Source organism: Domibacillus epiphyticus (genome assembly GCF_001975785.1).
GTDB classification, from domain to species: Bacteria; Bacillota; Bacilli; order Bacillales; family Domibacillaceae; genus Domibacillus; species Domibacillus epiphyticus.
Genome location: NZ_MSFI01000012.1, coordinates 165341 through 180963, shown reverse-complemented (window position 1 = coordinate 180963; position 15623 = coordinate 165341). Strand labels below are relative to the sequence as shown.

Below are 15623 nucleotides of genomic sequence, written 5' to 3'. Positions count from 1 at the left end.
TCTATCTTACTATTCTTTTTAAGATGAATGACAACAATCAATCTTTTTGTTTATATAGCGGGAGAGAGGGTAAATAATAAAGAAATTTGTCTTTTTTTAAATTTCGATAAAGTTCGTGAAGGGGGAAGGTTTGTGAAAAAAATGAATTTGACGCTGAAAATAATTTCAGCTCTTATTTTAGGGGTTGTCGTCGGCTTAACGTTAAATTTAACTGCGCCGGACGTTTTTACCGTTTTAAATACGTATTTATTCGTACCAATCGGTCAACTTTTTTTAAGTCTAATCAGCATGTTAGTTGTGCCGCTTGTGTTCTTTTCAATTATTCTTGGGGCAGCGGGTCTCGGTGATCCGCAAAAGCTGGGTCGGATTGGTTTGAAAACCGTCGTATATTTTTTAGCGACGACTTGTTTTGCCATTATAATCGGTCTTTTACTTTCTGAAATTGTACAGCCGGGTACAGCCGGTGATTTTGATACGGAGGGTGCGGAATTCAACGCTGTAGAAGCACCGCCAGTCAGCGAAACATTGATGAATATAATACCGAAAAACCCCATTTCAGCGATGGCAGAAGGCAATATGCTTCAAATTATCGTATTTGCTGTTTTCATAGGTCTAGCGTTAACTGCACTTGGTGAGAAAACAAAAGGAATTTTCACTCTTGTGGAGCAGGGCAACGATATTATGATGTATTTGGTTGGTCTTGTCATGAAATTTGCTCCATATGGAACGTTTGGTTTGATTGCTACAGCGATTGGGAGTCAAGGCTTCAGTGCAATCCGTGCGATGGGGGCATATATGCTTGTAGTAGTAGCCGCTCTCATTATTCATTCTGTTATTACTTATGGCGGAACGGTTGCTTTTTTAGCGAAGAAAAGCCCTATTTGGTTTTTTAAAAACTTCGTTCCGGCTATGACTGTGGCATTTAGTACATCAAGCAGTAATGCAACACTGCCTGTTTCCATGGATGTCGCTCAAAAACGTTTGAAGGTACCTGAACCAATTAGTTCATTTGTACAGCCGCTTGGTGCAACAATTAACATGGACGGTACAGCAATCATGCAAGGGGTAGCGACAATGTTCATCGCACAAGCGTATGGAATTGATTTAACAATGGGTGAACTTGTGACTGTTGTTTTAACAGCGCTGCTTGCAAGTATTGGAACAGCTGGTGTTCCGGGTGTAGGGCTTATCATGCTGGCAATGGTGCTTAGCAGCGTCAATCTTCCGGTAGAAGGAATTGGTCTCATTCTTGGTATTGACCGCGTTCTTGATATGGCGCGTACAGCTGTTAACATAACGGGTGATGCGGCATGTGCCGTTTATGTTGCAGAAACAGAAAAAAACAATAACATTAAGCGCCAGCGCGCAGAAATATAAAATGATGAAAAAGGAGATAGGGTCTAGTCCCCTTTTCCTTTTTTATTTTCAAAAAAATCTTTTTCGATTATAATAATGATGCACATACACAGCAAAGGAGCCGAGCACCCATGAATCTTGGATTTGGCGAAGTAGCAATCATTTTAATTGTGGCGCTGTTAATATTTGGACCATCGAAACTTCCGCAGCTTGGCCGGGCAGCCGGACAGACGCTTCATGAATTTAAACGAGGCATGAAGAATGTAATGGAAGACGAGGATGATAAAAAGAAAGTAGAAACAAAGTAAATAAGCGGGGCAGCTGCTCCGCTTATTTTTTTCGTTCCGAAAAACCATTTTGCAACTTTCTATGTGTCGCATTCGTATAGGCACATACGCCGGTTTTCAGTCTTTTTCGTTGCATTTTGATAGAATGTGCTTAAAATGAGAACAGGCCGTACTGTATTTTTTAGAAGGGAATAAAGCAAATGAAAGCAGTAATGAGGTTTATAAAACATGTCTGGCGCAAGTTTCATATGACGCAGATTACGATTTTGCTCTCTGCTGTCCTCTTGCTTATCGGGCTTGCAATTGGATTTTACTTTATGAAGTCAGCTGATGTGGAAACATTAAAACAAGGATTATCTCAGTCGACTATTATTTATGACCGAGATGGGGAAAAAGCAAGCAAACTTTCCGCCAATCGTACGGATAGTGTATCGATAGAAACAATTCCGGAACATTTGCAGGAAGCTTTTATAGCAGTTGAAGACAACCGTTTTTATGAACACGGCGGTTTTGACATGAAAGGGATTTTCCGCGCATTTTTCACAAATGTAATGGCTGGTTCACGCGTTCAGGGAGCAAGTACAATAACGCAGCAATTGACGAAAAACGCGCTGTTATCACCAGAAAAAACGTACCGCAGAAAAGTGGAAGAATTATTTCTGGCGATTGAAATTGAAAAAGTATACAAAAAAGAAGAGATTCTGGAGATGTATTTAAACACAAGTTATTTTGGAAATGGAGCATGGGGTGTTCAAAATGCATCGAAAAAATATTTCGGGAAAGAGGTATCGGAATTAACAAGGGCAGAGTCATCAATGCTTGCTGGGATGGTAAAAGCCCCGTCACGCTACAACCCGATTGATCACATGGACAATGCGCTGGAGCGGCGTAATGTCGTTTTAAATCAAATGGTGAAATACGGTTATATAACGCAGCAGCAGGCAGACGAAACAGCCGATCAAAGCGTGGCGTTAAAAGATACGAGCGGTGATCCGTTAAAAGGAAAATATGCTCACTATGCTGATGCTGTCATTAACGAAGCGATAACCCGTTTTGGATTAACGCAGGACGATCTTTTGACACAGGGCTACAATATTTACACTTCACTTGACCAGGATATGCAGTCGCAGCTAGAGGATGTATATGAAAATAGCTCTGTATTTCCAGATAGTGTAAACGGGGAGGATTCACAGAGTGCATCCGTACTGATGGATCCGAAAACAGGAGGAGTTCTTGCAGTTGTCGGCAGACGGGGTGAGCACGTGTTTCGCGGGTTCAGCTTTGCTACTCAGATGAAAAAGTCGCCTGGTTCAACAATAAAGCCGCTTGTCGTGTATACTCCTGCACTTGAAGAAGGATACAAACCAACAGATATGCTGAAGGACGAGAAGATGTCGTTCGGGGGAGGAGAAGAACCGTATTCTCCAACGAATTTTGGCGGCACATATGAAGGGGAAGTGCCAATGTTTCGGGCCGTGGAAAAATCACTTAATATCCCTGCTGTCTGGCTGCTTGACCAAATTGGATTGTCAAAAGGTACCAATGCATTAAAGCGGTTTGGCTTTGAAACAGGTGATGAAAAGCTCGGTATCGCTCTTGGTGATATAAAACAGGGAGTTTCCCCGTTACAATTGGCCGAAGCATACACGACTTTTTCGAACAGGGGTGTTCGAAAAGAAAGCTTCTTTATACAAAAAATCGTCGGGCCTGAGGGAGAGATAGAAGCGAAATGGGAACCGGAAGAAGTTCAAGTAACATCAGAAGAAGTGGCTGATACAATGACATCGATGCTTCTTGGTGTTGTTGAACGAGGTTCCGCACAAAGGGCACAAGTGAATGGTATCGACATTGCGGGTAAAACGGGTTCCACACAAGTGCCGATTGAAGGGATTACAGGAACTGAAGACCAGTGGTTTGTCGGTTACACCCCAAATTTAGTTGGTGCTGTTTGGGTAGGTGTGGAGAAAGTGAGTAATACAAATTACTTATCGAGTAACAGCTCTGATGGGGCGGTGCCATTGTTCGGGGAAATTGTTGATGAAATATCGCCATACATTGGTGAAACATCATTTGATGTTGAGTCGATTGACGAAGACGCAAAACCAGAAGAAGAACACTGGTATGATGGGGTTATAGACAAGTTGAATGAATGGTTTTAATCGCAAGGCCGAATGAATCTCGTTCGGCCTTGCTTTTTCTAAAAAACACATGAAAGCGATTTCAAAAAATGAATAAAAAAAATTATCTGAATATAGCGGAAAAAATACGCGAAAGGTGTTGACCAAAGTGTAAAAGAACGATATCATTGACCACAATATAAACTTAATTTTCAGATTAAAGAATATATAATTCAACGTCAAAAGCATGAATGAGTACATGCATGGCCAGTCATCTTGGAGGAGATACAATGCGCAGCGATATGATCAAAAAAGGGATCGAACGCGCCCCGCACCGGAGTTTGCTTTATGCAGCCGGCGTTAAGACGCAGGACTTACACAAGCCGTTTATCGGCGTGTGTAACTCGTATATTGATATTATTCCGGGTCACGTCCATTTAAACAAGTTTGCGGAAGTCGTCAAACAAGAAATTCGTGAAGCAGGCGGTGTTCCGTTTGAGTTCAATACAATTGGGGTTGATGATGGGATTGCAATGGGCCACATCGGAATGCGCTATTCACTTCCAAGCCGTGAGCTGATCGCGGATTCAGCAGAAACCGTTATTAATGCTCACTGGTTTGACGGCGTATTTTACATCCCAAACTGTGACAAAATTACACCAGGTATGCTTATTGCAGCCGTGAGAACGAATGTCCCGTCTGTTTTCGTTTCAGGCGGACCAATGGAAGGCGGAACATCATCAACAGGCAAGCCGCTTTCACTTGTATCAGTATTCGAAGGCGTTGGTGCTCATCTTTCCGGCAAAATGTCAGCTGAAGAGCTCGCTGATATTGAAGCAAATGCCTGCCCTACATGTGGATCTTGTTCAGGTATGTTCACAGCAAACTCTATGAATTCCCTCATGGAAATGCTTGGTTTAACACCGCCGGGCAATGCGACAATCGTAGCTACATCAAATGAACGCCACCGTCTTATTAAAGAAGCGGTAGGCTACTTGATGAATGCGATTGAAAACGACTTAAAACCGCGTGATATCGTCACAGAAAAAGCAATTGATGATGCATTTGCGCTTGATATGGCGATGGGCGGTTCAACGAATACCGTTCTTCATACATTGGCAATTGCAAGTGAAGCGGAAATTGATTATGATTTAAACCGAATTAATGATGTCGCAAAACGAATTCCATATTTATCGAAAATCAGCCCTGCTTCCGATTACACAATGGCAGATGTTCATGAAGCTGGTGGAATCAGCGCGATTATTAATGAACTCTGTTCGATCGAAGGCGCACTCGACCGCGATCGTATAACGATTACAGGCAAGTCCGTTTATGAAAACGTAAAGGATGCTGTAATCAAAAATGATCAAGTAATCCGCACGAAAGAGAACCCGTATAGCCCGGTTGGCGGTTTGTCTATCTTATATGGGAACATTGCTCCTGACGGCGGTGTCATAAAAGTCGGTGCGGTGGATCCTTCTATTAAAACATTTGAAGGTGAAGCCATCGTCTTTGAATCACAGGATGAAGCAGTTGAGAATATTAATAATGGTACAGTAAAAGAAGGACATGTCGTAGTGATCCGCTACGAGGGGCCAAAAGGTGGTCCTGGTATGCCGGAAATGTTAACACCAACGTCGGCAATCGCTGGACGTGGGCTCGATAAGAAAGTCGCTTTGATGACAGACGGACGTTTTTCCGGCGCATCTCGTGGTATTTCGATCGGACACGTTTCACCAGAAGCAGCGGAAGGCGGACCTATTGCATTCATTAAAAATGGTGATAAAATTATTATTGATCTGACAAATCGTACATTGAATGTCGATGTAACAGACGAGGAATTGGCAGCACGCAAAGCAGAATTTGTGCAGCCGGAGCCAAAGATAAAAAAAGGCTGGCTTGCACGCTATGCAAAGCTTGTCACATCCGCTAATACTGGCGGCGTCATGAAAATTTAAATGAAGTAAGAACATACAACACGTTGACGAGGAAAAAGTTTCAGGAATCTGCATTTCACAGAGAACCGGTTATTGCTGAGAGCCGGGAGTGCATCCTGCCGCGACATCCCCTCTGAGTGCTTTCCTGAACGTCATCCAGTAGGGAGAGCCGGGTGCAATAGCACCCGTTACCAAAAGGGCCGGCCGTTCAGTCGGTGGTCCATAAGGCGAATTTTTGTGAGGAAATTCGTGAATCAGGGTGGTACAGTGAAAAGTGATGAGGTCTTTTCACCCCTGCGTTTCTGCTCAGGCAGTCGCAGGCGTGAAGAGACCTTTCTTTTTGCCATAAAGTAAGTAAAAAGCAGTCACCTCTTGCCAATACGGACAAAAAACCATTATTTGGAGGGAGAAAAACAATGAGCCAAAATGCAAAGGCAGAAGAATTCAATATGGAAAAGCAGTCACCAGTTAAAACAAGTCCGATCAATGGTGCGGATCTTTTCGTCGAAATATTAAAAAAAGAAAACGTAGAAGTGATGTTCGGATACCCGGGCGGTGCCGTTCTTCCTTTGTATGATGCGCTTTATAAAAACCCAATCCGTCACATTTTAGCCCGACATGAGCAGGCAGCAATTCACGCAGCGGAAGGATATGCACGCGTATCCGGAAAACCAGGGGTTGTTCTTGCGACATCAGGACCTGGCGCAACAAACCTTGTTACGGGTATTACCGATGCAATGATGGACTCCATTCCACTTGTTGTTTTCACCGGTCAGGTAGCGACAGGTGTGATTGGATCTGACGCATTCCAGGAAGCAGACGTTATCGGAATAACAATGCCTATTACGAAACATAACTATCAAGTTCGTTCGATGGATGATCTGCCAAGAATTGTTCATGAGGCGTTTCATATCGCGACAACAGGTCGTCCCGGTCCCGTATTGATAGACATTCCAAAAGATATTGCAGGAATGGTTGGGGAACCAAAGTTTGTCGATGAAATCAATCTGCCTGGCTATCAGCCAAACTTTAAGCCGAATAGCCTGCAGGTCAAAAAGCTTCGCGGTGCGCTTGCAGAGGCGAAAAAACCGGTCATTTTAGCAGGTGCGGGTGTCCTGCACGCGAAAGCATCTGCAGAACTGCTTGAATTTGTCGAAAAAATGCAAATTCCGGTTGTGAACACACTGCTTGGCCTCGGCGGTTTCCCATCGAATCACCCATTATTCCTAGGAATGGGCGGTATGCATGGTACGCATACAGCAAATATAGCACTTTATGAAGCGGATTTATTAATAAATATTGGCGCCCGCTTTGACGATCGCTTAACAGGCAACCTGTCCCACTTTGCACGAAACGCAACGGTAGCGCATATCGACATTGATCCTGCTGAGATCGGCAAAAACGTAGAGACGCATATTCCGATTGTAGCCGATGCACGTGAAGCATTGAAAAAGATTTTAAGTCTTGACTTTGAGGCGCCTAAAGCGAATGAGTGGCGTGCGAAACTTCAGCAGGATAAAGTAGATCATCCACTTTGGAATACAGAAGACGGCGAAGGGATTTCACCGCAAGCTTTAATGAAAATCATTCATGAAATTACGAATGGAGACGCCGTTGTGACGACTGACGTTGGGCAGCATCAAATGTGGACAGCGCAATACTATGGTTTTACTAAACCTGATCAATGGGTTACATCAGGCGGTCTTGGTACAATGGGATTCGGTTTCCCGGCAGCAATCGGCGCGCAAATTGCGAAGCCGGATAAAACAGTCGTGGCGGTTGCCGGTGACGCAGGCTTCCAAATGACTTTGCAGGAGCTTGGACTTGTTGCTGAATTAAAGCTGCCGATCAAAATTATTGTGTATAACAACATGGCGCTCGGCATGGTTCGTCAATGGCAGGAAACATTTTATGAAGAGCGTTATTCACAATCGCTTATTCCGGTACAGCCGGACTTCGTAAAATTAGCTGACGCATATGGCATTCGCGGGTATGTCGTTCAGACTGAAGAAGAAGCAGAAAAAGTAATGAGCGAAACATTGAACAATAATGAACCGGTCTTAATTGACTGCCGCATTAAGCCGAAAGAAATGGTTTATCCGATGATCGCGCCAGGCAAAGGACTTCATGAAATGATTGGGGTGAAACCGCAATGAAACGAATTGTAACAGCAACTGTTTTGAATCAAAGCGGTGTATTAAACCGGATTACCGGACTCTTTACACGCCGCCAGTTTAATATTGAAAGCATTACAGTTGGTGCAACGGAAACGGAAGGCATATCAAAAATGACATTCGTTGTCCATGTTGAAGATGACCGTATGGTTGAACAAGTTGTGAAGCAGCTTAATAAGCAAATTGATGTATTAAAAGTAAACGACATTACAGATCAGGCAATTGTGACGCGTGAACTTGCGCTTCTTAAGGTAATGACAACTCCTCAGACGCGTGCTGAAATTAACGTCATTATCGAGCCGTTCCGCGCCACGATTATTGATGTGGCGAAAGATAGTGTCACGATTCAAGTAGTCGGAAACTTCGAGAAAATCGAAGCGATGATTGAACTTCTTCGCCCTTATGGAATTAAAGAAGTAGCCCGAACAGGCCAAACGGCGATTAAACGCGGTTCCCAGCGCCTTGTGTCGGAATCAAAAACGTTTTCTATTTTAAATTAAAATAAAATAAAAAAATCAAACAATTTTTGGAGGATGAAGTAAAATGACAAAAGTTTATTACAATGGTGACATTAACGAAGCGGTACTTTCTAACAAAACAGTGGCAATCATCGGTTACGGTTCTCAAGGCCATGCACATGCATTGAACCTTCGCGAAAGCGGTGTGGACGTAGTAGTAGGTCTTCGCCCGGGTAAATCATTTGATCAAGCAACTGCCGATGGTTTTGACGTGAAAACAGTACGTGAAGCAAGTGCTGCAGCGGATGTAATTATGATCCTTCTGCCGGATGAGTATCAAACAGCTGTTTACAAGGCAGAAATCGAGCCTGAATTGTCTGCAGGAAAAGCTCTTGCATTTGCTCACGGTTTCAATGTACATTTCAACCAAATCGTACCGCCAGCTGATGTTGACGTATTCCTTGCTGCTCCAAAAGGTCCTGGTCACCTTGTTCGCCGTACGTATGAGCAAGGCGCGGGCGTACCTGCACTATTCGCTATTTATCAAGATGTAACGGGACAAGCAAAAGACATCGCTCTTGCTTACGCAAAAGGTGTTGGTGCGGGCCGCGCAGGTATTTTAGAAACAACATTCCGTGAAGAAACAGAAACAGATTTGTTCGGTGAGCAAGCAGTTCTTTGCGGTGGTACAGCTGAACTTGTAAAAGCAGGTTTTGAAACACTTGTTGAAGCTGGATACCAGCCTGAAATTGCATACTTCGAGTGCTTACATGAATTAAAATTGATCGTAGATTTGATGTATGAAGGCGGTCTTGAAGGAATGCGTTACTCAATTTCTGATACAGCTCAATGGGGCGACTACGTATCAGGACCACGAGTTATTACGGCTGAAACAAAAGCGCGTATGAAAGACGTATTAACTGATATCCAAACTGGTAAATTTGCAAAAGGCTGGTTGCAAGAAAACCAATTGAACCGTCCTGAGTTCACAGCAATTACTCGCCGTGAAAGCGAACATCAGCTTGAAGTGGTTGGAAAAGAGCTTCGTGCATTAATGCCATTTATTAAACAAGGCAAAAAGGAAGTGGGTTCTAGTGCGAAAAATTGAGATTTTTGACACCACATTGCGCGATGGGGAACAGTCCGCAGGCGTAAACTTAAATACGATCGAAAAACTCGAAATCGCCAAGCAACTAGAACGGTTAGGCGTAGATGTCATCGAAGCGGGCTTTCCTGCCGCTTCTCCCGGTGACCTCGACGCGGTAAAACAAATAGCTAATACAGTGAAACACAGTTCTGTAACAGGTCTTGCCCGCTCAAACAAAAAAGATATTGATGCGGCCTGGGAAGCATTGAAGGGATCAGCTGAACCGCGTATTCACGTCTTTATTGCTACTTCGCCTATTCATCGCGAATATAAATTGAAGATGAGCAAAGATGAAGTCGTGGAACGAGCAGTAGAAGCGGTAAAATATGCTAAACAAAATTTTGCAAAAGTTCAGTTTTCTGCTGAAGATGCTTGCCGTACCGAGCTTGATTTTCTTGCACGTGTAACGGAAGCAGCCATTGACGCTGGCGCATCGGTTATTAACATTCCTGATACGGTTGGCTACATTACACCACAGGAGATTAAAGAAATTTTCCAGTACTTGACGCAAAACGTACGCAACATCGACAAAGCGATATTGTCTGCACACTGCCACGATGATCTTGGCATGGCAGCAGCAAACTCACTTGCGGCGATTGAAGGCGGCGCTGGTCAGGTTGAAGGGACAATTAATGGTATCGGTGAGCGTGCCGGTAATGTGGCTCTTGAAGAAGTAGCAGTTGCACTTTACACGCGCAGTGATTTTTACAAAGCAACAACAGGATTGAAACTGAATGAAATTAAACGTACGAGCAACTTAATCAGCAAATTGACAGGCATGATCGTTCCGGCTAATAAAGCGGTCGTTGGTGACAATGCATTTGCTCATGAATCAGGAATCCACCAAGATGGCGTATTAAAAGAAAAAACAACGTATGAAATCATAACACCTGAATTAATTGGTCTTAGCGCCAACAAACTCGTAATGGGGAAACATTCAGGCCGCCATGCATTTAAAAGTAAGGCAGCAGAGCTTGGCTTTGACCTTTCAGAAGAAAAGCTGAATGATGCATTTAAAACATTTAAAGAGCTTGCAGACCGTAAAAAAGAAATTACCGATGAAGATTTATTTTCACTTCTCGCGGATAAGCAAACACAGGCAACTGATGTAAATGGATATGAATTAACAGGTGTTCAGGTTCAATATGGAACAGAACATATACCAACAGCAACAATTTCAGCAGTATTGCCGGACGGGACAAATGTAACGGAAGCAAGCACCGGTTCTGGCAGTGTAGAAGCGATCTACAATACAATCGAACGTATTGTAGACGGCGAAGTAAAATTGCTGGATTATAAAATTAACTCGGTTGGCGGTGGACGCGATGCACTGGCAGAGGTACATGTCCGTGTGGAACTGAACGGCATGGAATCTAGCGGACGCGGCACAGCGCAGGATGTTCTAGAGTCATCAGCTCTTGCGTACTTGAACGCGGTTAATCGTGCAGTTACATTGCAAGCAAGACAATCTGGAGTTGAAAAAGCACACATTTAATGCAACGGAGGGGTTTATGTGAAGAAGAAAATTGCCGTATTACCAGGCGATGGAATTGGCCGTGAAATCGCATCGGGAGCAGCCGCTGTACTTGAAGCAGCAGGCAAGCGTTTTGGCCACGAATTTGAGATTGAGTATGCTGAAATTGGCGGTGCAGCCATTGATGCACATGGTACACCGCTTCCGGATTCTACACTGGAGCTGGCTAAAAACAGTGACGCTGTACTGCTTGGCGCGGTCGGCGGCCCGAAATGGGACAACCTCCCATCTGCACAACGTCCGGAGCGTGGGTTACTCGCAATTCGTAAAGAACTCGGGCTATTCGCGAATTTACGTCCGATTCCATCATTCCAGAAACTCGTGCAATCTTCTCCGCTGAAGCCTGAAATTGCCGGAAATGTGAATATGCTGATCGTGCGAGAACTAACAGGCGGTTTATATTTTGGCAAGCCGAGTGAACGCCGCGGTGAAAACAATGAAGTCGTTGTCGACACGCTTCAATATACTCGTGATGAAATTGAACGTATCGTAGTCAAAGCGTTTGAATTTGCCTCTGGACGCAGCGGCAGGCTGACATCTGTTGACAAAGCGAATGTTCTTGAATCTAGCCGTATGTGGCGTGAAATTGTTAATGAAAAAGCAGCGGATTATCCAAATGTGACAGTCGATCATATGTATGTTGATGCTGCAGCGATGAAGTTAATCAGCAGCCCGGGACAGTTTGATGTCATTGTGACGGAAAACTTATTCGGTGATATTTTGAGTGATGAAGCATCGATGATTACCGGTTCACTCGGCATGCTTCCATCAGCAAGTTTATCAGAAAGCGGTTTTGGTTTATATGAACCGGTACATGGTTCTGCACCGGACATCGCCGGACAAAACAAAGCAAATCCACTTGCGATGATTTTATCAACTGCATTAATGTTGAAATATTCTTTAAATATGCGTGAAGAAGGCGAAGCAATTGAGCGAGCGGTACAGTCCGTTTTGAATGACGGCTATTGCACATCAGATTTGCAAATGGAAGGCAGCACAGTTGTTGGAACTGATCAAATGATTGAACTCGTCACAAAACGTGTGGCGGAAGAGTCAGATAATATCTCTGGCAATATAGTTTATATGTAAAGAGCACAGATAGCCACGGTGGATTCTTTTCTTCTCTGCAAAACGGCAGGGAAGGACAGAGTCCCCGTTTTTTATCAAAATGCACATATGTAAGAGGAGGGCTGTAACATGACGAAGAAAACCGTTATTGAAAAAATTTGGGAAAATCACGTTGTTAACAGAGAAGAAGGGAAACCAGATCTGCTCTATATCGATTTACATCTTGTTCATGAGGTAACATCTCCACAGGCATTTGAAGGATTGAGGATGAATGGCCGGCGTGTCAGACGCCCTGATTTAACATACGCAACAATGGATCATAACGTACCGACAATTAACCGTCACATTATTAACGATCCAGTTTCCAAAACACAAATTCAGACACTCGAGCAAAATTGCCGTGAATTTGGTATTGAGCTTGCTGATATTGACCATCCAGATCAGGGGATTGTTCATGTCATCGGTCCTCAGCTTGGCTTAACTCAGCCAGGAAAAACAATTGTATGCGGTGACAGTCATACATCCACACATGGTGCATTTGGTGCCCTTTCATTCGGTATTGGAACAAGTGAAGTAGAACATGTTTTAGCAACACAAACATTATGGCAGCAGCGTCCGAAAACATTGCAAATTAAAGTGAACGGGAAACTTGGATTTGGCGTGACGGCTAAAGATATTATTTTGGCAATCATCGCGAAATTTGGTGTGAATGCTGGGACTGGGTATGTAATGGAGTACACGGGTGAAGCGATACGCAATTTGTCAATGGAAGAACGAATGACGATTTGCAATATGTCAATTGAAGCAGGTGCACGTGCCGGTCTTGTCAGCCCTGATGAAACCACTGTTGAATTTTTGCGCGGTCGCCGGTATGCCCCACAAGGAGAAGAATTTGAAGAAGCGGCAGCACGCTGGTTAGCTTTGGCTACAGATGAAGGCGCTGAATATGACAAGACGCTTGAAATTGATGCGGCAGAAATCGAACCTCAAGTAACATGGGGCACAAACCCGTCAATGGGAAGCGGAATCTCCGGATCAGTACCGTCTCCTGATCAATTTAACAGAGAAGCAGACAAAGAATCAGTCCGTCTTGCACTTGAATATATGGGCCTTGAGGCAGGTACAAAATTAAGTGACATTCCAGTTGATTTCGTTTTTATCGGTTCATGTACGAACTCCCGTATAAGTGATTTACGAGCAGCAGCGGAAGTTGCAAAGGGGCGTAAAGTAAAAGACCATGTGACAGCGATTGTTGTTCCTGGTTCGCAAACAGTCAAGCAGCAGGCAGAAGCGGAAGGACTTGATAAAGTCTTCATTGAGGCAGGTTTCCAGTGGCGCGAATCTGGCTGCTCGATGTGCCTTGCGATGAACGACGACATTGTGCCGCCTGGTAAACGCTGTGCATCAACGTCAAATCGTAACTTTGAAGGACGTCAAGGTAATGGAGCGCGTACACACCTTGTGAGCCCGTCAATGGCCGCAGCTGCTGCTGTAACAGGACAATTTACAGACGTTCGTGAATTATCAAGCGTAAATCAATAAAAAGGAGCGGTCTATTATGCAGCCTATTAACGAATTTAGCGGAATTGTTTGTCCACTTAACCGGCCAAACATTGATACCGATCAAATTATTCCAAAACAATTTTTAAAACGGATAGAACGTCAAGGATTTGGTCAATTTGTTTTTTATCACTGGCGTTTTGATGACGATGGCAATAAACGTGAAGATTTTGTAATGAACAAGACACAGTACAAAAATGCTGAAGTGCTTGTGGCCGGCGAAAACTTTGGCTGCGGTTCATCACGTGAACATGCACCGTGGGCGTTGCTTGACTATGGCTTTCGTGTCATTATTGCATCGAGCTATGCCGATATCTTTTACAATAACAGTGTGAAAAATGGCATTCTAGCCGTAAAGTTAACAGAAGAAGAAGTCGCAACCATTATGGAGCGTTCAAAAGAAGAAGGCTACAGCATTCATGTAAATCTTGAAGAACAATCCGTAAAAGACGATAAGGGCTTTACAGCGAATTTTGACATTGACCCTTACTGGAAAAAAATGCTTCTAAATGGTTGGGATGAAATTTCGGTTACACTTACGGATGAAGATCATATCCGCAAGTACGAAGAAAAAATGTACGGCAAACAATATAGCTAATAAATAAGAAGGATTCCAAGGGGAATCCTTCTTTGTTTATTTTAAAACATGGAAATAATCCATGAAATGACAACGATTGCACCAATAATCATTAAAATTGTCTTCAACATATTATTCACCTCGTAAGCATTTGTTTCGAATACTCTTCCCTGGAATTGAACAGCCTAAACACGTATGACAAAAATGATATTAAAATAAAGATTTCGTGTTTTCTTCATATATCAATAGGGAAAAGGAGAAATAGGGAGGTGCGTGCTTTTGATAGAATTTAAAGAGGTATCAAAAAAGTATCCGGATGGATTCGAGGCGCTAAAAAAAATAAATTTAACGGTGAAAACAGGTGAAATATTCGTATTGATAGGTCCGAGTGGATGCGGGAAAACAACGACGATGAAAATGATTAATCGTCTTAGTGATCCGTCCAGCGGTTCAATCTATATAGACGGAGAAAACATATCAAAGATTAATCAGGTTCAGCTCCGGAGGGATATCGGATATGTGATTCAACAAATTGGTTTAATGCCGCATATGACGATTAAAGAAAATGTCGGTCTAGTTCCAAAGCTAAAAAAATGGGAAGAATCAAAATATGCCGGCCGTGTTCGGGAATTGATGACGCTTGTCGGCCTCGATCCAGATGTGTACGCTGACCGTTATCCTGCAGAATTGTCAGGAGGCCAGCAGCAGCGGATCGGTGTTATCAGGGCAATGGCGGCAGAACCCAATATTATTTTAATGGATGAGCCATTTAGTGCGCTTGATCCAATCAGCCGGGAACAGCTCCAGGAGGAACTTGTCCGTCTGCAAAGCGACATTCAAAAAACGATCGTGTTTGTGACGCACGATATGGATGAAGCACTTAAAATCGCGGATCGTATTTGTATTATGAGAGAGGGAGAAATTGTTCAGCTTGATACACCTGAGCGCATTTTGCGTCATCCAGCTGATGAGTTTGTGAGACAATTTATCGGTGAAGACCGTATGCAGGAACAAATGCCGCTGCCGCCTCTTGAGCTCTTAATGACGGCTCCAATTACAGCGTCTCCTGATAGAGGAATTGCGGCCGGCCTCAAATTAATGCGGCAAAAACGAGTTGATAGTTTAATCCTTGTCGATCATCATCGCCGCTATCATGGCGTAGTCGGCATATGGGATTTGCAGCGTTCGTATATGGATGAAGACTTAACACTGCGAGATGTTGAAAAAGTGACAGTCCCTGTGATTGATCATCTTGAAGACCCAGAAACAGCGCTTGAGATGATGAACCAAACGCCTCTTAGCTTTATCATTGTGACAGACGAAGAAAATCGTGTGCAAGGCATTATTAATCGAGCCAGTATCGTGAGGCATATTTCCAATCAATTTGTATAAAAAGGAGAGGTAAGTT

At 43.5% G+C, this 15623-nt stretch carries 12 protein-coding genes; all 12 read left to right on the top strand.

From position 1 onward, the window contains the following. The first annotated feature begins 141 nt into the window (after positions 1-141). The 12 genes from BTO28_RS09270 (at position 142) to BTO28_RS09215 (ending at position 15607) form a co-directional block, all read left to right on the top strand. Positions 142-1377 (top strand): dicarboxylate/amino acid:cation symporter, encoded by a 1236-nt coding sequence (locus BTO28_RS09270; protein WP_076765598.1) that lies wholly within the window; start codon positions 142-144, stop codon positions 1375-1377. Between the two features lie 110 nt (positions 1378-1487). Then, positions 1488-1664 carry a twin-arginine translocase TatA/TatE family subunit gene (locus BTO28_RS09265; protein WP_076765532.1) on the top strand — a complete coding sequence of 59 codons (177 nt, stop codon included), beginning with the start codon at positions 1488-1490 and terminating at the stop codon, positions 1662-1664. A 179-nt stretch (positions 1665-1843) separates the two neighbouring features. Continuing rightward, a complete protein-coding gene (locus BTO28_RS09260; protein WP_076765530.1) occupies positions 1844-3802 on the top strand; it encodes a transglycosylase domain-containing protein in 1959 nt (652 codons plus the stop codon). A 248-nt stretch (positions 3803-4050) separates the two neighbouring features. Then, positions 4051-5718, top strand: coding sequence for a dihydroxy-acid dehydratase (gene ilvD, locus BTO28_RS09255; protein WP_076765528.1), 1668 nt, complete (start codon positions 4051-4053; stop codon positions 5716-5718). A 428-nt stretch (positions 5719-6146) separates the two neighbouring features. Continuing rightward, complete coding sequence (ilvB, locus tag BTO28_RS09250) at positions 6147-7853, top strand: acetolactate synthase large subunit (RefSeq protein WP_076765597.1); 1707 nt, start codon at positions 6147-6149, stop codon at positions 7851-7853. Then, positions 7850-8371, top strand: coding sequence for an acetolactate synthase small subunit (gene ilvN / locus BTO28_RS09245; RefSeq protein ID WP_076765526.1), 522 nt, complete (start codon positions 7850-7852; stop codon positions 8369-8371). The genes ilvB and ilvN overlap by 4 nt, the downstream gene beginning before the upstream one ends. Before the next feature lie 43 nt (positions 8372-8414). After that, on the top strand, positions 8415-9437 hold the full coding sequence (gene ilvC / locus BTO28_RS09240) for a ketol-acid reductoisomerase (protein WP_076765524.1): 1023 nt from the start codon (positions 8415-8417) through the stop codon (positions 9435-9437). After that, positions 9424-10971, top strand: coding sequence for a 2-isopropylmalate synthase (locus BTO28_RS09235; protein WP_076765522.1), 1548 nt, complete (start codon positions 9424-9426; stop codon positions 10969-10971). Before ilvC ends, BTO28_RS09235 begins: the two co-directional genes overlap by 14 nt. 18 nt (positions 10972-10989) lie before the next feature. Continuing rightward, entirely contained in the window at positions 10990-12099 is a 1110-nt protein-coding gene (gene leuB, locus BTO28_RS09230) for a 3-isopropylmalate dehydrogenase (protein ID WP_076765520.1), read from the top strand. A gap of 108 nt (positions 12100-12207) precedes the next feature. Then, positions 12208-13620, top strand: coding sequence for a 3-isopropylmalate dehydratase large subunit (leuC, locus tag BTO28_RS09225; RefSeq protein WP_076765517.1), 1413 nt, complete (start codon positions 12208-12210; stop codon positions 13618-13620). 16 nt (positions 13621-13636) lie between these two features. After that, complete coding sequence (gene leuD / locus BTO28_RS09220; protein WP_076765515.1) at positions 13637-14236, top strand: 3-isopropylmalate dehydratase small subunit; 600 nt, start codon at positions 13637-13639, stop codon at positions 14234-14236. 258 nt (positions 14237-14494) lie between these two features. Further along, entirely contained in the window at positions 14495-15607 is a 1113-nt protein-coding gene (locus BTO28_RS09215) for an ABC transporter ATP-binding protein (protein ID WP_076765512.1), read from the top strand. Positions 15608-15623: the final 16 nt, after the last annotated feature.

Bases quoted from the DNA above. Each gene is read 5' to 3' on its own strand.
- ilvN (WP_076765526.1), top strand. From the start codon at position 7,850: ATGAAACGAATTGTAACAGCAACTGTTTTGAATCAAAGCGGTGTATTA.
- leuD (WP_076765515.1), top strand. From the start codon at position 13,637: ATGCAGCCTATTAACGAATTTAGCGGAATTGTTTGTCCACTTAACCGG.
- leuC (WP_076765517.1), top strand. From the start codon at position 12,208: ATGACGAAGAAAACCGTTATTGAAAAAATTTGGGAAAATCACGTTGTT.
- ilvC (WP_076765524.1), top strand. From the start codon at position 8,415: ATGACAAAAGTTTATTACAATGGTGACATTAACGAAGCGGTACTTTCT.
- BTO28_RS09265 (WP_076765532.1), top strand. From the start codon at position 1,488: ATGAATCTTGGATTTGGCGAAGTAGCAATCATTTTAATTGTGGCGCTG.
- ilvD (WP_076765528.1), top strand. From the start codon at position 4,051: ATGCGCAGCGATATGATCAAAAAAGGGATCGAACGCGCCCCGCACCGG.
- BTO28_RS09270 (WP_076765598.1), top strand. From the start codon at position 142: ATGAATTTGACGCTGAAAATAATTTCAGCTCTTATTTTAGGGGTTGTC.
- BTO28_RS09260 (WP_076765530.1), top strand. From the start codon at position 1,844: ATGAAAGCAGTAATGAGGTTTATAAAACATGTCTGGCGCAAGTTTCAT.
- ilvB (WP_076765597.1), top strand. From the start codon at position 6,147: ATGGAAAAGCAGTCACCAGTTAAAACAAGTCCGATCAATGGTGCGGAT.